The organism is Pseudomonas sp. SBB6 (assembly GCF_024213215.1).
Taxonomy (GTDB): domain Bacteria; phylum Pseudomonadota; class Gammaproteobacteria; order Pseudomonadales; family Pseudomonadaceae; genus Aquipseudomonas; species Aquipseudomonas donghuensis.
Map to the genome: position 1 here is coordinate 435,236 of NZ_JANAVH010000002.1, position 17,627 is coordinate 452,862.

A 17,627-nucleotide genomic window follows, 5' to 3' on the forward strand; every position below is an offset into this window, starting at 1 on the left:
CATGCGTGTAACGCGTAGCCTGACCCTGCTGCTGGCACTGATTGCCCCGACGGCATTTGCCAACGGCACCTATCAGGTCGAAATGATCCTGGTACGGCAGAACGCCGTGCCGGCGATTACCAGCAAGTCGGCCCCGGAAGACTGGCGCAATGGCGCCCAGATCGTCGCCGAGGGTGACCTGCGCCAACCAGCGCTCACCGACGAGGCGGCCAAGCTTGCCGCCGACCCGAACCAGTACACCGTGCTGCTGCACAAAGCCTGGAAACAGGATGCTGGCACAGTGGCGATCAGCGACGGCGAAGAACACTTCGACCAGTTCCCCATCGAGGGCAACCTGACCGTCAAGGAAGACCGCTTCATCGCCGTTGATGCCAGTTTCTGGGTCAACCAGTTCGACGGCAATGGCAGTGTGACCTTGAGCGAACCGCTCAAGCAGAGCAACAGCACCATCAAGAATGGAGAACTGACCTTCCTCGACGGCGGCCACCTGGCCCTGCTGCTCAAGGTCACGGCCAACCGGCCAGCCAGCGCTCCCACTGCGCCTGCGGAGATGATGGAGCAGTAAGCCGATGCCTAACGATGGTATTGCCCCCACGCCTCACCTGATTCTGGGCAGCCACGAGTTCAGCGCCTACGTGCCGCAAACCGGCAGGATGCAGCGCCAGCACCAGCACCGGGCGGCGCTGTCGTTCAACTATGACGGCATTCGCGCCAGCGGCAGGCACGTCAAGGAAGCCAGCCGCCTGGAGAGTACTGGCAGCCAACGCCTGCAGCGCCACGCCGAGGCCGAAAGCCAAATCCGCCAGACGCTCCAGCGCCTGGGCTTCAAGATCGCCACCCGGCAGAGCAAAGCCCTGCCGGAGAGCGCCGGCGACCTGCTTGAGCTGGCCTCCGAAGCAGCCTGGCTACGCTTCATGCTCAATGACCTGCCGACCCTGCGCGAACAAGGCTGGGAGATCGAGTACACCGACGACTTCGCCTTCAATCTTGCCGAGGTCGACAACTGGTACGCACAGATCGACGAAGCCAGCGGCCGGGACTGGTTCGACCTGGAACTGGGTATCGAGGTCAATGGCCAGCGCCTGAGCCTGCTGCCGATTCTGCTCAACGTGCTGCGCAGCCACCCGGAACTGCTCAACCCTGCGCAGTTGCACAAGCGCCGGGACGACGAACAATTGCTGGTGCAGATTCCCGCGCCTGCGGGTGAAGTGCGGCGCAACCTGCAAGTGGCCCTGCCCTACGGTCGCCTCAAGCCGGTATTGGCAACCCTGGGCGACTTTTACCTGCGTGAACCCGGCGAAACCAGCGTGCGCCTGCCGACGCTGGACGCCACGCGCCTCAATGCCCTGGAAGAGCTGCCGTTGAGCTGGCAAGGCGGTGAGCAGGTGCGCAGCCTGGCCGAGCGCCTGCGCGATATCCGCCTGCAACCGGCGCAAACGCCTGAAGGCCTGAACGCCACCCTGCGCACCTATCAGCTCGAAGGCCTGAGCTGGATGCAGGCCCTGCGTGAGCTGGAGGTCGGTGGCATCCTCGCTGACGACATGGGCCTGGGTAAAACCCTGCAAACCCTCGCTCACCTGCTCAGCGAAAAAAATGCCGGACGCCTGACCCGCCCGGCCATGGTGGTGATGCCCACCAGCCTGATCCCCAACTGGCAGGACGAAGCCGAACGCTTCGCCCCCGGCTTGCGCGTGCTGGCCCTGCAAGGCATCGGCCGACGCAAGCATTTCGGCAGCCTGCAGGACTACGACCTGCTGTTGACCACCTATGCCCTGCTGCCCAAGGACCTGGCGCACTTCAAGGGCCTGATGCTGCATGTGCTGATCCTCGATGAGGCGCAGTACATCAAGACCCCGGGCAGCAAGGCGGCCCAGGCGGCGCGCCAGCTCGAAGCCCGCCAGCGCCTGTGCCTGAGCGGCACCCCGCTGGAAAACCACCTGGGTGAGCTGTGGTCGCTGTTTCACTTCCTGCTGCCGGGCTGGCTGGGCGACGCCAAAGCGTTCAACCGCGACTACCGGGTGCCGATCGAGCGCCAAGGCAACGATGAGCGCCTGCAACACCTCAATGCACGGATCAAACCTTTTTTGCTGCGCCGCACCAAGGAGCAAGTGGCCACCGAGCTACCGGCCAAAACCGAGATGATCCACTGGGTCGAGCTCAGCGATGCGCAGCGAGACGTGTACGAAACCATGCGCCTGGCCATGGACCAGAAAGTACGCGCGGAGATCACCCGCAAGGGCGTGGCGCGCAGCCAGATCATTATCCTCGAAGCGCTGTTGAAGCTGCGCCAGGTCTGCTGCGATTTGCGCCTGATCAACAGCCAAGCCTCGACCGCGCGCGGCGCCCACTCCGGCAAACTCACCAGCCTGATGGAAATGCTCGAAGAACTGCTGGCCGAAGGTCGACGCGTCCTGCTGTTCTCGCAGTTCACCAGCATGCTGCGGCTGATCGAGGCCGAACTGCAGCACCGCGGTATCGCCTATGCCCTGCTGACTGGCGAAACCCGTGACCGCCGGGCACCGGTGCACAACTTCCAGAGCGGGCAATTGCAGATCTTCCTGATCAGCCTCAAGGCTGGCGGTGTCGGCCTGAACCTGACAGCAGCTGACACCGTGATCCACTATGACCCCTGGTGGAACCCGGCGGCGGAAAACCAGGCCACCGACCGCGCTTATCGAATCGGCCAGGAAAAACCGGTGTTCGTCTACAAGCTGATTACCCGGGGCACGGTGGAAGAGAAGATCCAGCAACTGCAGCAGGAAAAATCCGCGCTGGCGGCCGGCGTGCTGGATGGGCGGCAGGCGGGGGACTGGCGTTTGGCGGCGGAGGATATCGATGCGCTGTTTGCGCCGTTGCCGGGGAAGCGGCAAGGCACTAGATCCGGTTGAATTCATCGCGGGTCAAGCCCGCTCCCACCCTGTGGGAGCGGGCTTGACCCGCGATTGCAATCAATCAACCAGTTGCGCTTCCTTGAGCGCCCCAAGCGCCTCCAGCCAACGCGGCTGTTGACGATAGTCGGTACGGGCAAAGCCCTGTCCGCGCATCTGCGCGATGCGTGGCGACGGCTTGACCTTCAGGCGCTGGGCCGCCGTCAGGGCCAGCTCGGCTGCTGCGCGGTCATTGCACACCAGGCCCATGTCACAACCGGCGCTCAGCGCCGCCTCGATACGGCTGGCCGCATCACCGACCACATGGGCACCGGCCATGGACAGGTCATCACTGAAGATCACCCCATTGAAGCCCAACTCGCCGCGCAGGATGTCCTGCAACCAGCGCCGGGAGAAACCGGCCGGCTGGTTGTCCACCTGCGGATAGATCACATGGGCCGGCATCACTGCCGCCAACTGCCCGCTCAAGCGAGTGAACGGCACCAGGTCGGCCGCGCGGATCTGCGCCAGGCTGCGCTCGTCGGTGGGAATCGCCACATGGGAATCGGCCTCGGCCCAGCCATGACCCGGGAAGTGCTTGCCGCAAGCGGCCATGCCCGCGGCGTTCATGCCGCGAATAAAAGCACCGGCCAGCAGCGTGGCGCGCTGCGGATCACCTTCGAAGGCGCGGCTGCCGACCACGGCGCTGCGCTGGTGATCGAGGTCCAGCACCGGCGCAAAGCTCAGGTCCAGACCGACCGCCAGCACTTCGGTGGCCATCAGCCAACCGCATTGCTCGGCCAGGTATTCGGCGTTGTCGTTATCGGCAATCGCGCGCATCGCCGGCAGGCGCACAAAGCCCTGGCGCAACCGCTGCACCCGACCGCCTTCCTGATCCACCGCCAGGATCAACTCGGGGCGAATAGCGCGAATCGAGGCGCACAGCTCGCGCACCTGGCGCGGGCTTTCGATGTTGCGGGCAAAGATGATCAAGCCGGCCACTTCGGGCTGGCGCAAAAGCTGGCGGTCCTCGGCGGTCAGCCAGGTACCGGCGATGTCGACCATCAGGGAGCCTTGCAGGCTGGCACTCATAATTGATCCTTCAGTTGACGCTGATGTGGGCCCATTGGGGGCACGCGGCTTCGTCGATCTGCACCGGGCAATGCACCGGCACCTGGTCGAACAGGTTCAGCAGGTCGGCGTTGCGCAAGCGCACGCAACCATGGGACAACGGCACGCCCATAGGTTCGCTATCGGGGGTGCCATGCAGGTAGATATAACGATGGAAGGTGTCGACCGGCCCCAAGCGATTGACGCCCGGCTCGCAACCGCTGAGCCAGAGTATGCGCGTGAGGATCCAGTCACGACCGGGAAAGTGTTCGTGCAGTGCCGGCGACCAGATTTCGCCGGTCCAGCGCCGCCCCCTCAGCACCGCGCCTTGCGGCAAGCCGGCACCGATCTTGGCGCGCACCTGGTGGCGACCCCGCGGCGTGCAACCCGAGCCCTTGAGCTCACCGGCGCCGTTGCGCGCGGTGGAGACTTCAAGACGCAGGCGCAACTGCCCCCGGACGAACCCATAGAGGCATTGATCAGCAAGGGAGATATGCAGAAAATCGAGACTGGCCATGGGGCGCTAGCTTAGCCGATGCGGCTCGCCGCGCCCAGCCGTGGCGTCAGGCCTTGGCGGCGACCGGGGTGCTGCCGGACTTGCTGCGTGGGCGCAACTGCGCGGCAGCCATGGCTTCGTCAGTGACACCGCTGTCGGCGCGCATGCCGGCGGCCAGGAACGGCACCATCAGGCGCATGACCTGCTCGATCGAGGTATTGATGCCGAAATCGGTTTCGGCGATGGCGCGCAGGGCCTTGATCCCGGACATGCTGAACGCCGCGGCGCCGAGCATGAAGTGCACGCGCCAGAACAGCTCGATTGGCGGAATGCGTGGCGCGGCTTCGTTGACCAGCAGCATGTAGCGGCGAAACACCTTGCCGTACATGTCTTCAAGGTAACGGCGCAGGTGACCCTGGCTCTGGCTGAAGGCCAGGCCCAGCAGGCGCATGAAGATCGACAGGTCATTGCCGCTGCGTGGCTGCACCACCAGCGCCTGCTCGACCAGCATCTCCAGCAGCTCTTCAAGGCTCGGCTTTTGCTCGGGGCGGGCCTGGCGGCGCTCCAGCTCGCGCTCAAGGCTTGCGCAGAACGGCCCCAGGAAACGCGAGAACACCGCCTGGATCAGGGCCTTCTTCGAACCGAAGTGGTAGTTCACCGCCGCCAGGTTGACGCCGGCCTTGCTGGTGATCAGCCGCAATGAGGTTTCGGCAAAACCTTTTTCCGCGAACAACTGCTCGGCAGCATCGAGAATGCGTTCTACGGTTTCCGACTGGGCCATGACTACTCCGCCTGACAAACACTTGTTTGAAACATACGTTTCAAAGCGGTGACTTGTCAAGTCCGCGCAGCCGCTTTGCGGCCATGCGGTCACGTATTAAACCATAGCTGCAAGAGCGCCCATCGGCCTTTTCTTGGCGCCTGGCGCTTGCAGCCTGCCACCCACTGTATATAATCCCAGTCACTGTATAAAAAGACAGAGCGATCGACATGCTAAAACTGACGCCACGCCAAGCTGAGATTCTGGCTTTTATCAAACGCTGCCTGGAAGACAACGGCTTTCCGCCTACCCGCGCGGAGATCGCCCAGGAGCTGGGTTTCAAATCGCCCAACGCCGCTGAGGAGCACCTCAAGGCCCTGGCCCGCAAGGGTGCGATCGAAATGACCCCGGGGGCGTCACGGGGCATCCGCATCCCCGGCTTTGAAGCCAAGCCCGACGACAGCGGCCTGCCGATCATTGGCCGGGTGGCGGCCGGTGCGCCGATCCTCGCCCAGCAACACATCGAAGAATCCTGCAACATCAACCCGGCGTTCTTCCATCCCCGCGCCGACTACCTGTTGCGCGTTCACGGCATGAGCATGAAGGATGTCGGCATCGTCGACGGCGACCTGCTGGCCGTGCACACCTGCCGCGAAGCCCGCAACGGCCAGATCGTCGTCGCTCGCCTGGGTGACGAAGTCACGGTCAAACGCTTCAAGCGCGAAGGCAGCAAAGTCTGGCTGATTGCCGAGAACCCCGAATTCGCCCCAATCGAAGTCAACCTGAAAGACCAGGAGCTGGTGATCGAGGGCTTGAGCGTCGGCGTCATACGCCGGTAAAGGAGGCATCATGCAGTTCCCCCCTGCGTCACAGAACGTACCGCTGCAAGCACAATTGCCATTGTTCGAAGCATTCCTGGTCCAGCCGGTGCTACCCGGACTGAAAAGTGCCAAGCCAGCGCCCCACCCCGGCGCGGCCCAGGTTTTCAGCGAGCTGTCTTTGCGTGGCGCACTGGGTAGCTGCCAGAGCCTATTGGCCCCGATGCTGCGTGAACTGAGCGAGTTGAGCGAAGAGCATGACGCCCGCTGGCTGACCCTGATCGCCCCACCTGCCAGCCTGACCCAGGCCTGGCTGCGCGAGGCCGGGCTGAACCGCGAGCGCATCCTGCTGCTGCAACCGCGCGGCAACCAGAGCGCCTTGCAACTGGCCTGCGATGCCCTGCGCCTGGGCCGCAGCCACACCGTGGTCAGTTGGCTCAACACCGTCAGCAGCAGCGCCCGCCAGCAACTGAGCAATGCGGCTCGCGCTGGAGACGCACAAAGCCTGAACATCCGCCTCGGCTGATATCCAGGTCTGTTTCAACCATTGATTTCGCCAGGCTTCCTCAGGACGAGGAAGCCATGCAGGCGATCAGTGCAGGACCCGTGGCCCTTCGTCGCGTTCGATCTCGCCTTCTACCAGCTTGCCGGCCATCTGCACGCCAACACTGAGCATGGCCTTGGCCACTTCCACGTGCTGACCTTGCAAAAAGGCTTTGGCGTCCTCGGAGAAATCCAGGGTTACCAACGAACCCTCGTCCTCGGCACGGCGCAGCTCGATCCGGCCATCAGGCAACTCGACAATTTCTAGAAAGGACGTTGGCATAAGGGGCTGTTCTCCGCGAAAGGCCGGCATTGTACCAGCCACCGCCCCAATCAGCACTCACTCAAACCTTCACGAAAACGAACCGTAAGCCCCTTGAGGTTCTGCCGCCAGCTTTCCAGCTCTTCGCGCGACAGCGCTGGCGCCTCGGGTTCATCGAGGCTTAGTGCCTGGATCAGCGGCTGGGTAACGTCGGTTTTTGGCGCTTTTTTCGCGACCGGCGGTCGGAACAAATCGGCATAAGCACTTAGCAATTGCGCCAGCCAGGTTTCGCGCTGTTCGGCCAGTTCAACCAGTTCGGCCATCTCTGGAATGGCCACAGCCTCGAGCACTTCGCGGGTCAGCAACAGCTCGGCACGGGGTGCGCCGGCCTGGGGCAAACGATAGAACCCGGCAATCTCGTGACACAAGCCCAGCAGCGCGCCGTACAGGTGAAACAGCGCCGACTCACGCTCGGCCTGGATCAGCGCCTGGGCATTCATGGCCCGGCTTTCCTGCGCCTTGCCAAGGGCTTCGAGGGCCAGGCCTGCGAAGTAAATCTTCTGGTTGGTGCGGGTGTAGAGTTCCTGGGCCATCTGGGTGCCCTCCGAAAGGCTGCAAGGCGGTCTGTGAGTGTCACGGATTGCCCTGCCCTACTGCAAGTCTAGATGGCGACCGCTTTGCGGTCGATCGCCGGCAAGGCCGGCTCCCACAGAGTCGGCGACGATTGCACTCCCTGTGGGAGCCGGCCTTGCCGGCGATGGGCCGCGAACAGCGGCCCCAAGTTCAATCAGCGCTTGTCTTCGACCTTCCAGGCATTGCCGTCATAGAACGCACGCCAGCCGGTCGGCTTGCCATCGACTTCGGTCTGCACGTACTGCTCCTTGGTCTTGCGGCTGTAGCGGATGACCGCCGGGCGACCGTCCGGGTCCTTCTTCGGCGCCTCGCAGAGGAAGTGATACTTCGGATCGATCTCGTCCTTGTGCGGGATGATCTCGATCACCAGGGGTGCGCGGGTCTCGCGGTTTTTCGGGAACTGGCTGGCCGCCAGGAACAGCCCCGAAGCACCGTCACGCAGCACGTAGGTATCGTTGACCTTCTCGCACTTGAGCTCCGGCATCTTCACCGCATCCATCTTCGGCGGCGCCGCCTCGCCACTTTTGAGCAGCTTGCGGGTGTTCTTGCATTCGGCGTTGGTGCAACCGAAGAACTTGCCGAAACGGCCAGTCTTGAGCTGCATCTCGCTACCGCACTTGTCGCACTCAAGGCTCGGCCCTTCGTAGCCCTTGATGCGGTAGTTGCCTTCTTCGATCTCGTAGCCGGTGCAGTCGGGGTTGTTACCGCAGATGTGCAGCTTGCGCTTCTCATCGAGCAGGTAAGCATCCATGGCCGTCGAGCAGATCGGGCAGCGGTGTTTGTTGAGCAGCACGCGCGATTCCGATTCACCCTCGTCGTCGGCGGCGATTTCATCGCCCGGAACCAGGTTGACGGTGGCCTTGCAACGCTCTTTGGGCGGCAGGCTGTAGCCCGAGCAGCCGAGGAACACGCCGGTGGAGGCGGTGCGAATCATCATCGGCCGGCCACATTCCTTGCAGGCAATGTTGGTCAGGGTCGGCTGGTTGGCACGCATGCCCTTCTCGCCGTCTTCGGCCAGCTTCAACTTGTTGCTGAAGTCGCCGTAGAACTCGTCCAGCACGTTTTTCCAGTCGCGCTCGCCCTGGGCCACGTCATCGAGGTTCTCTTCCATGCCGGCGGTGAAGCCGTAGTCCATCAGGTTGGAGAAGCTCTCGGACAGGCGCTCGGTGACGATGTCGCCCATTTTCTCGGAGTAGAAGCGGCGGTTGTGCAGGGTCACGTAACCGCGATCCTGGATGGTCGAGATGATCGCAGCATAAGTCGAAGGACGACCGATGCCGCGTTTTTCCATCTCCTTGACTAGGCTGGCTTCGGAGTAACGCGCCGGCGGCTTGGTGAAGTGCTGGCTTGGGTCGATCTGGATCAGCTTGAGCACTTCGCCCTGGTTCATTTCCGGCAGCACATCGTCATCGCCCGGCTTGCTCTGTTGCGGCAACACCCGGGTGTAACCGTCGAACTTGAGGATACGGCCCTTGGCGCGCAGCTCGAAGTTGCCTGCGGTGACGCTGACGGTGGTCGACAGGTACTGCGCCGGTGGCATCTGGCAGGCCAGGAACTGGCGCCAGATCAGCTCGTACAGACGCTCGGCATCGCGCTCCATGCCACTGAGCTTGGTCGGATGGGTGTTGACGTCGGATGGACGAATCGCTTCGTGCGCTTCCTGGGCACCCTCTTTGCTGCCGTAGACGATCGGCGCTTCAGGCAGGTACTTCTTGCCGAACTCGCTTTCGATGTAGCTGCGGGCCATTTCCACCGCATCGACCGAGAGGTTGGTCGAGTCGGTTCGCATATAGGTGATGTAGCCGGCTTCGTACAGACGCTGGGCCATCATCATGGTTTTCTTCACGCCGAAGCCCAGGCGGTTGCTCGCGGCCTGCTGCAGGGTCGAGGTGATGAACGGCGCCGACGGCTTGCTGCTGGTCGGGCGGTCTTCACGCTTGGCCACGGTGTAGCTGGAGGACTTGAGCTGCGCCAGCGCTGCCATGGCCTGGGCTTCGTTGAGCGGCTTGAAGGCTTCGCCGTTCTCGCGGGCCACTTCGAAACGCACCTTGGCGTCCTTGGCGGTACCCAGGTCGGCGTGCACTTCCCAGTACTCTTCAGGAATGAAGGCACGGATCTCGCGCTCACGCTCGACCACCAGCTTCACCGCCACCGACTGCACACGGCCGGCGGACAGGCCGCGGGCGATCTTTGCCCACAGCAACGGCGAAACCATGTAGCCCACCACGCGATCGAGGAAGCGTCGCGCCTGCTGGGCGTTGACCCGGTCGATATCCAGCTCGCCAGGCTGCGAGAACGCTTCCTGGATGGCTTTCTTGGTGATTTCGTTGAACACCACGCGCTTGTAGCGGCTGTCATCACCACCGATGGCTTCGCGCAGGTGCCAGGCAATGGCTTCCCCCTCGCGATCCAAGTCGGTTGCGAGATAGATGGTGTCGGCATCTTTGGCCAGGCGACGCAGTTCGTCGATGACCTTCTCCTTGCCCGGGAGAATCTCGTACTTGGCTTTCCAGCCGTGGTCAGGGTCGACGCCCATGCGTGCGACCAACTGCTTGCGCGCCTTCTCTTTTGGCGACAGGGCCGGCGCTTCGCCTGCGGCGGCCTTGCCGCGCTTGGCGGCAGGCTCCTTGCTGGCGCTGGCCGAACCGCTGGTGGGCAGGTCTCGGATATGGCCGATACTCGACTTCACCACGTACTGGCTGCCCAGGTACTTGTTGATGGTCTTGGCCTTAGCCGGGGATTCCACAATGACCAGCGATTTGCCCATGGATCGGAAAATTCCTGAATACTGAAAATAAAAACACGGCAGGTACCTGACGCGGCACCGCTATATATAGTGGCAACAGAGTGAGGTCAAGCGCGGGGCTCTAGCCACCCTCGGCATCGGGCCGGGAAAACAGCTCGGTTTCAGCCTTGACCAAAGCAAAGCGCGGCACTTGCTCGCCGTCAACCTCGACCGACTCGAGAAACATCGAAAGCGGTCGCACCCACAGGCCGAATTCACCGTACAGCGCCTGGTAGAACACCACCCACTCCTCTGTTTCGGAATGGCGCGCGGTGCCGAACACACGATACTCAGGCCCCTTGTAATGCCGGTATACGCCTGGTTGTATCTGCATGTTGCTCACCCTCTTGAATAAAAAATTCCTGCAAAAACAAAAACCGGGGCACCAGGCCCCGGTTTCCACCCGCCGAACGCTTAAACGCGTTCGAAGATGGTGGTGATGCCTTGGCCCAGGCCGACGCACATGGTCGAAACGCCGAGGGTCCCGCCATTCTGCTTCATGACGTTGAGCAGAGTGCCGGAAATCCGCGCACCGGAGCAACCGAAAGGATGGCCCAGGGCGATGGCGCCGCCGTGCAGGTTAACCTTCTCATCCATCTTGTCGAGCACTTTCAGATCCTTCAGCACAGGCAGGGCCTGTGCGGCGAAGGCTTCGTTGAGCTCGAAGAAGTCGATATCGGCGATGGACAAGCCCGCACGCTTGAGTGCTTTCTGGGTCGCCGGAACCGGACCGTAGCCCATGATTGCCGGGTCGACACCGGCCACGGCCATGGAACGGATCACCGCCAGAGGCTGGATACCGAGGTCCTGGGCACGCTGGGCCGACATGACGATCATGCACGAGGCGCCGTCGGTGATCTGCGACGAGGTGCCGGCAGTCACGGTACCACCTTTGGGGTTGAAAGCAGGCTTGAGGGCCGCCAGGCTTTCCAGGGTGGTATCCGGGCGAATGGTTTCGTCGTAGTCGAAGACCTTGAGGAAGCCGTTCTCGTCGTAGCCCTGCATCGGGATGATTTCATCCTTGAACTTGCCTTCGACCGTCGCCTTGTGGGCGAGCTGGTGCGAACGCAGGCCGAACAGATCCTGCTGCTCTCGGCTGATGCCGTGCATCTTGCCAAGCATTTCGGCGGTCAGGCCCATCATGCCCGAAGCTTTGGCGGCGTACAGCGACATGTGCGGGTTCGGGTCGACACCGTGCATCATGCTGACGTGGCCCATGTGCTCGACACCACCGACGACGAAGACATCACCGTTGCCGGTCATGATCGCCTGCGCCGCGGTGTGCAGCGCGCTCATCGACGAGCCGCACAGGCGGCTGACGGTCTGGCCGGCGGCGGTGTGCGGGATCTGGGTCATCAAGGAGGCCATGCGGGCGATGTTCCAGCCCTGCTCCAGGGTCTGGTTGACGCAGCCCCAGATGACGTCCTCGACTTCGCTCGGATCGACCTTGGCGTTGCGCGCCAGCAGCTTGCTGATCAGGTGCGCGGACATGTCTTCGGCACGGGTATTGCGATGCATGCCACCCTTGGAGCGGCCCATCGGGGTGCGACCGAAGTCGACAATCACCACGTCTCTTGGATTCAGGCTCATATATTCACTCTCGCTCTATATCGTTGGGCGCTTAACCGAAGAAGCTCTGGCCATTCTTGGCCATTTCACGCAGCTTCGCGGTGGGGTGATACAGCGGACCCAGATCGGCGTATTTGTCGGCCAGGGCAACGAATTCGGCTACACCGATCGAGTCGATGTAACGCAGCGCGCCGCCACGGAAAGGAGGGAAACCAATACCGTAGACCAGGCCCATGTCGGCTTCGGCGGCGGTGTCGACGATGCCGTCTTCCAGGCAGCGGACGGTTTCCAGGCACAGCGGGATCATCATCCAGTTGATGATGTCTTCGTCGCTGACTTCACGCTGCTCGTAAACGATCGGCTTGAGCACGTCGAGGACTGCCGCGTCAGCGACTTTCTTCGGCTTGCCGCGCTTGTCGGTTTCGTAGGCATAGAAGCCCTTGCCGTTCTTCTGGCCCAGGCGCTTGGCTTCGTAGAGCACGTCGATGGCCGAACGACGGTCGTCCTTCATGCGGTCCGGGAAGCCTTCGGCCATGACGTCACGGCCGTGGTGGCCGGTGTCGATACCGACCACGTCCATCAGGTAGGCCGGGCCCATCGGCCAGCCGAATTTTTCCATGATCTTGTCGATGCGCACGAAGTCGACACCGGCGCTGACCAGCTTGGCGAAACCGCCGAAGTACGGGAACAGTACGCGGTTGACCAAAAAGCCCGGGCAGTCGTTGACCACGATCGGGTTCTTGCCCATCTTCTTGGCGTAGGCCACGGTGGTGGCGACCGCCACTTCGCTGGACTTCTCGCCACGGATGACTTCAACCAGCGGCATCATGTGCACCGGGTTGAAGAAGTGCATGCCGACGAAGTTTTCCGGACGCTTGAGGGCCTTGGCCAGCAGGTTGATGGAAATGGTCGAGGTGTTGGACGCCAGGATCGCATCTTCCTTGACCTGGCCTTCCACTTCAGCCAGCACTGCTTGCTTGACCTTCGGGTTCTCGACCACGGCTTCGACGACGATGTCGACGTTGCCAAAATCGCCGTAGGACAGGGTCGGGCGAATCGCGTTCAGCGCTTCGGCCATTTTCGCCGGGGTCAGGCGGCCTTTTTCAACGCGCTTGCCGAGCAGCTTGGAGGCTTCGTTCAGGCCCAGCTGGATGGCGCTTTCGTTGATGTCCTTCATCAGGATCGGGGTGCCCTTGACCGCCGACTGGTAGGCGATGCCGCCCCCCATGATTCCGGCGCCGAGCACGGCAGCCTGCTTCACGTCGCGCGCGATTTCGTCGTGGGCCTTGGCTTTGCGCTTGAGTTCCTGGTCGTTGAGGAACAGGCCGATCAGGCTCTCGGCAACCGAGGTCTTGGCCAGTTTGACGAAGCCTGCGGCTTCGACTTCCAGGGCCTTGTCACGACCGAAGTTGGCGGCTTTCTGGATGCTCTTGATCGCTTCGACCGGCGCCGGGTAGTTCGGGCCAGCTTGACCGGCGACGAAACCCTTGGCGGTTTCGAACGACATCATCTGCTCGATGGCGTTGAGCTTGAGTTTTTCCAGTTTTGGCTGGCGCTTGGCCTTGTGGTCGAGCTCGCCGCTGATGGCGCGCTTGATCAGGTCCAGGGTCGCAGCCTGCAGCAGCTCAGGGGTTACCACGGCATCGACGGCGCCGACTTTCAGCGCGTCTTCAGCACGGTTTTCCTTGCCGGCGGCAATCCACTCGATGGCGTTGTCGGCACCGATGATGCGCGGCAGGCGCACGGTACCGCCGAAGCCCGGGTAGATGCCCAGCTTGACTTCCGGCAGGCCGATCTTGGCGCTGGTGGCCATGACGCGGTAGTCGGCAGCCAGGCACATTTCCAGACCGCCGCCCAGGGCGATGCCATTGATTGCGGCAACGGTCGGCACGGCCAGGTCTTCGAAATCGCTGAAAATCCGGTTGGCTTCCAGGTTGCCGGCGACCAGTTCGGCCTCGGGCAACTTGAAGTTATCGACAAACTCGGTGATGTCCGCGCCGACGATGAATACGTCCTTGCCACTGCTGACAATCACGCCTTTGATCGATGCATCGGCTTTGATGGTGTCTACGGCCTGACGCAATTCGTTCAGGGTAAGACGGTTGAACTTGTTGACGGACTCACCCTTGAGGTCGAACTTCAGTTCGACGATGCCGCTTTCAAGAGCCTTAACCGTGATGGCTTTACCTTCGTAAATCATCAACTGATCTCCACGATATGGAAGCTGAACTGTACACGCCGATCGCTGGTGAAAGATCCGGCCGGCCATTGGCCGTTGTTGCCGAACCCTTGCTCCAGGCACACCCGCCAGCGCGATAGTCGGGATTCTGTAAGAGCCGTCTGACAATACAAACGCTCAATTCATACGCCCGTTTGATTTGGGTATGCACACATTCAACGAAAAGATCGCCGTTGTCAAATACCCAAAAGCACCGTGAAAACGCGACTTTCCGGTCATTTTCTGCTGACAGGGGGCAAACGGCTGCTCTGCTGATGGCACGCCATTCAGCGCTGCGATAGTGGTCAATGGCTTACACACGTTGATCATCGATCAACGCGAAACAAGAGAGGGAGTAGGCAGCAAATTACCGCTGGATGGCTACACTGCAAGGGACTGAAACATTACACCGGCCTGCCTGGCCTGCCCGCCCGATCTGTGCATCGGGCTTTTTATTGATAGCGATCAGGCCAGGGCGTTGAGCACTGCGGCAATATCCTGCAATACAGCCGTTTCACCGCGCTCGCCCCAGTACAAGGCAACCATCTGCGGGCCCGCCTCGACTTTGTAGACACTCTCCGGCAAGCGCGCCAACTGCTCGGCATGCGCGGCATCGGCGCAAGGCTCGCGCCACTGGTTGAGCCACACGCCGGGGGTGGTCTGCCAGTAGCACCAGCTGTCGCTACGGCCCTGGCGTCGTGGCCGCAGGTACTGTGCGCATGGGCTGGGTGGCTCCTTGGGCAGCCAGTGCGGCCACTCCTGGGGCGCCAGTTGCATGGCCAGGCCCATGCGCCGGGCTTCCATGCGCAGGGCCATCTGGCCGCTTTGCTTGCGCGAAGGACGCAGCCAGGCCAAAGGGCTGAGAATCAGCGCAAGGATTGACACCACTACCCAGACCGTCATATCAGTTGTTCCCACAAAGCGTTGCAAATGAGCTGGTTAGCCGTGATTCGAAGCGATCAGCCTGAAACCGACCATACTTTACCTATCGCGACTGTCAGGAGAGCTTCTCATGCCCTACGAACACATACTGGTTGCCGTCGACCTGACCGAAGAATGCGATCCGGTCATCAAGCGCGCCATGACACTGGCCGAGCCGACACAGACCAAGGTTTCCCTGGTGCATATCGTCGAGCCCATGGCCATGGCCTTTGGCGGCGACGTGCCGATGGACCTGTCCCAGCTGCAACAGCAACAGTTCGACCAGGCCAAGGAGCGCATGGATCGTCTGTTCAACAAGTACCCGGGCATCAACCGCGGTGATTCGCACCTGACCTACGGCCAGCCGCGCCAGGAGATCCACCAATTGGCCAAGGACCAGAAGTGCGACCTGATCGTGGTCGGCAGCCATGGCCGCCACGGCCTGGCCCTGCTGCTGGGTTCTACCGCCAACGACGTGCTGCACGGCGCACCCTGCGATGTGCTCGCGGTACGCCTGCAGAAAAAAGCCGAGTAACACCCGGGTGGGCCCGGCGCAGGCTCATGCGCCGGACCCTGCCCTTCAGCTGTCGAGTTCGGCCCAGCGCTCGACCAGCACGTCCAGCTCAGCCTGCATCTTCTCCAGGCTCGCCAGTACCGCACTGGTCTGCTCGATCGGGCGCTGGTAGAAAGCCGGGGCAGAAATCTCTTCCTGTACCGCCGCCATCTTCTGCTCCAGCACATCGATCTGGCCCGGCAAGGCTTCCAGCTCGCGCTGCAGCTTGTAGCTGAGCTTTTTCTTTGCCGTTTCAGCCACTGGCGCCGCTACCGGCGCAGGCGCCACGGTTTCGACCACAGCGGTGTTGAGTTCGGACTTGCCCGACTTGCTCTCGGTAACCCCGAGCAACTTCGGCGAACCGCCCTGGCGGATCCAGTCCTGGTAACCACCGACGTACTCGCGCACCTTGCCCTCGCCTTCGAATACCAGGGTGCTGGTCACCACGTTGTCGAGGAAGGCCCGGTCGTGGCTGACCATCAGCACGGTGCCCTTGAACGCCGACAGCACTTCTTCGAGCAGCTCGAGGGTCTCGACGTCGAGGTCGTTGGTCGGTTCGTCGAGTACCAGCAGGTTGGCCGGCTTGCTGAACAGCTTGGCCAGCAGCAGGCGCGCACGCTCGCCACCGGACAGGGCCTTGACCGGGGTCCGGGCGCGCTGCGGGCTGAACAGGAAGTCGCCCAGGTAGCTCAGCACGTGACGGCTCTGGCCATCGATGTCGATGAAATCGCGACCTTCGGCCAAGTTGTCGATCACGGTCTTTTCCAGGTCCAGCTGATGGCGCAGCTGGTCGAAATAGGCCACTTCCAGGCGCGTGCCGGACTCGACCTTGCCGCTGGTGGGCTCAAGATCACCGAGCATCAGCTTGAGCAAGGTGGTCTTGCCGGTACCGTTGGCGCCGAGCAGGCCGATGCGGTCTTCGCGCTGCAGGACCATGGAGAAGTCCTTGACCAGCTGCGGGCCGCCCGGATGGTTGAAGCTGACGTTTTCCAGGACCATCACCTGCTTGCCGGATTTCTCCGCGACATCGAGCATGATGTTGGCCTTGCCCTGGCGCTCGCGGCGTTCGCTGCGCTCGACGCGCAGGGCCTTGAGGGCACGCACGCGGCCTTCGTTGCGGGTACGCCGGGCCTTGATGCCCTGGCGGATCCACACTTCTTCCTGGGCCAGCTTCTTGTCGAACAGGGCGTTGGCGGTTTCTTCGGCCGCCAGTGCCGCTTCCTTGTGCACCAGGAAGCTGGCGTAGTCGCCGTTCCAGTCGATCAGGCCGCCACGATCCAGTTCGAGGATGCGCGTGGCCAGGTTCTGCAGGAAGGAACGGTCGTGCGTGATGAACAGCACGGCGCCGCCGAACCCGCTGAGGGCATCTTCAAGCCAGGCAATGGCGCCGATGTCCAGGTGGTTGGTCGGCTCGTCGAGCAACAGCAGGTCGGGCTCGGACACCAGCGCCTGGGCCAGCAGCACACGGCGGCGCCAGCCACCGGAGAGCTCGGCCAGGGTCTTGTCGGCCGGCAGTTGCAGACGGCTCAGGGTGCTGTCGACCAGTTGCTGCAGGCGCCAGCCATCGCGCGACTCGAGGTCGTGCTGGACGTGCATGAGCTTATCCAGGTCGGCATCGCTGTGGATGTTCTGGCTCAGGTGGTGGTACTCAGCCAGCAAGGCGCCGACGCCATCGAGGCCTTCGGCGACCACGTCGAAGACGGTACGGCCGTCGGCCACCGGCAACTCCTGCGGCAGCTCGCCGATCTTCAGGCCCGGGGCACGCCAGACATCGCCTTCATCAGGCTTCTGATCGCCCTTGACCAGGCGCAGCATGCTCGACTTGCCAGTGCCGTTGCGGCCGATGATGCACACCCGCTCACCACGGGCGATCTGCCAGGACACCTTGTCCAACAACGGCGTGGCGCCGAACGCAAGGGACACATCGCTTAATTTGAGCAGGGTCATGATCTTCTCCAAAAACCGGGCGCGCATTCTACCCGACTTGGGCCGGCTTCACATTAAGCAGCGCGTCCTGCAGTACCTTCCGACGACAGGCCGCTTCTTTACAAGCAGATACAAGCACAATGCTTTCATCCGCCTGCGGCAACCG

Annotated in this window: 16 protein-coding genes; 5 read left to right on the forward strand and 11 right to left on the reverse strand. The window is 62.4% G+C overall.

Annotated features, from left to right (window positions below; translation table 11 throughout):
* Position 1 precedes the first annotated feature (1 nt).
* Positions 2-565 (forward strand): CsiV family protein, encoded by a 564-nt coding sequence (locus tag NLX68_RS05270; protein WP_254283139.1) that lies wholly within the window; start codon positions 2-4, stop codon positions 563-565.
* A 4-nt stretch (positions 566-569) separates the two neighbouring features.
* Positions 570-2,888 (forward strand): DEAD/DEAH box helicase, encoded by a 2,319-nt coding sequence (locus NLX68_RS05275; protein ID WP_254283140.1) that lies wholly within the window; start codon positions 570-572, stop codon positions 2,886-2,888.
* Positions 2,889-2,948: 60 nt separating this feature from the next.
* On the opposite strand, the gene nagZ is transcribed toward NLX68_RS05275, so the two are convergent.
* Genes nagZ through NLX68_RS05290 form a run of 3 tightly spaced genes read right to left on the reverse strand, consistent with a single transcriptional unit; the run spans position 2,949 to position 5,254 of the window.
* Positions 2,949-3,947: a beta-N-acetylhexosaminidase gene (gene nagZ, locus NLX68_RS05280; RefSeq protein ID WP_254283319.1), complete on the reverse strand. Its 999-nt coding sequence runs from the start codon at positions 3,945-3,947 to the stop codon at positions 2,949-2,951.
* Positions 3,948-3,969: 22 nt separating this feature from the next.
* Positions 3,970-4,494 carry a L,D-transpeptidase gene (locus NLX68_RS05285; RefSeq protein ID WP_254283141.1) on the reverse strand — a complete coding sequence of 175 codons (525 nt, stop codon included), beginning with the start codon at positions 4,492-4,494 and terminating at the stop codon, positions 3,970-3,972.
* 46 nt (positions 4,495-4,540) lie between these two features.
* Entirely contained in the window at positions 4,541-5,254 is a 714-nt protein-coding gene (locus NLX68_RS05290) for a TetR/AcrR family transcriptional regulator (protein WP_010226965.1), read from the reverse strand.
* A gap of 209 nt (positions 5,255-5,463) precedes the next feature.
* Between NLX68_RS05290 and lexA the strand changes: the two genes are divergently transcribed.
* Positions 5,464-6,072: a transcriptional repressor LexA gene (gene lexA, locus NLX68_RS05295; RefSeq protein ID WP_010226967.1), complete on the forward strand. Its 609-nt coding sequence runs from the start codon at positions 5,464-5,466 to the stop codon at positions 6,070-6,072.
* 10 nt (positions 6,073-6,082) lie between these two features.
* A complete protein-coding gene (gene sulA, locus NLX68_RS05300) occupies positions 6,083-6,577 on the forward strand; it encodes an SOS-induced cell division inhibitor SulA (RefSeq protein WP_254283144.1) in 495 nt (164 codons plus the stop codon).
* Between the two features lie 66 nt (positions 6,578-6,643).
* On the opposite strand, the gene NLX68_RS05305 is transcribed toward sulA, so the two are convergent.
* The 7 genes from NLX68_RS05305 to NLX68_RS05335 form a co-directional block, all read right to left on the reverse strand.
* The gene (locus NLX68_RS05305; RefSeq protein WP_010226971.1) at positions 6,644-6,877 is read right to left on the reverse strand and encodes a hypothetical protein; all 234 of its coding nucleotides are present in this window, start codon (positions 6,875-6,877) and stop codon (positions 6,644-6,646) included.
* A 50-nt stretch (positions 6,878-6,927) separates the two neighbouring features.
* Positions 6,928-7,449, reverse strand: coding sequence for a DUF6586 family protein (locus NLX68_RS05310; RefSeq protein WP_010226974.1), 522 nt, complete (start codon positions 7,447-7,449; stop codon positions 6,928-6,930).
* Positions 7,450-7,643: 194 nt separating this feature from the next.
* A complete protein-coding gene (topA, locus tag NLX68_RS05315; RefSeq protein WP_254283146.1) occupies positions 7,644-10,256 on the reverse strand; it encodes a type I DNA topoisomerase in 2,613 nt (870 codons plus the stop codon).
* A 100-nt stretch (positions 10,257-10,356) separates the two neighbouring features.
* Positions 10,357-10,608 carry a DUF1653 domain-containing protein gene (locus tag NLX68_RS05320; RefSeq protein ID WP_010226982.1) on the reverse strand — a complete coding sequence of 84 codons (252 nt, stop codon included), beginning with the start codon at positions 10,606-10,608 and terminating at the stop codon, positions 10,357-10,359.
* 80 nt (positions 10,609-10,688) lie between these two features.
* Positions 10,689-11,864 carry an acetyl-CoA C-acyltransferase FadA gene (fadA, locus tag NLX68_RS05325; protein ID WP_254283148.1) on the reverse strand — a complete coding sequence of 392 codons (1,176 nt, stop codon included), beginning with the start codon at positions 11,862-11,864 and terminating at the stop codon, positions 10,689-10,691.
* Between the two features lie 31 nt (positions 11,865-11,895).
* A complete protein-coding gene (fadB, locus tag NLX68_RS05330; RefSeq protein WP_254283150.1) occupies positions 11,896-14,043 on the reverse strand; it encodes a fatty acid oxidation complex subunit alpha FadB in 2,148 nt (715 codons plus the stop codon).
* Positions 14,044-14,526: 483 nt separating this feature from the next.
* Complete coding sequence (locus NLX68_RS05335) at positions 14,527-14,964, reverse strand: hypothetical protein (RefSeq protein WP_010226993.1); 438 nt, start codon at positions 14,962-14,964, stop codon at positions 14,527-14,529.
* Positions 14,965-15,073: 109 nt separating this feature from the next.
* Here NLX68_RS05335 and NLX68_RS05340 point away from each other — a divergent pair, with 109 nt between their 5' ends.
* Entirely contained in the window at positions 15,074-15,517 is a 444-nt protein-coding gene (locus NLX68_RS05340) for a universal stress protein (RefSeq protein ID WP_010226995.1), read from the forward strand.
* Between the two features lie 45 nt (positions 15,518-15,562).
* Here NLX68_RS05340 and NLX68_RS05345 read toward each other — a convergent pair whose 3' ends face one another.
* The gene (locus NLX68_RS05345; RefSeq protein ID WP_254283152.1) at positions 15,563-17,482 is read right to left on the reverse strand and encodes an ATP-binding cassette domain-containing protein; all 1,920 of its coding nucleotides are present in this window, start codon (positions 17,480-17,482) and stop codon (positions 15,563-15,565) included.
* Positions 17,483-17,627: the final 145 nt, after the last annotated feature.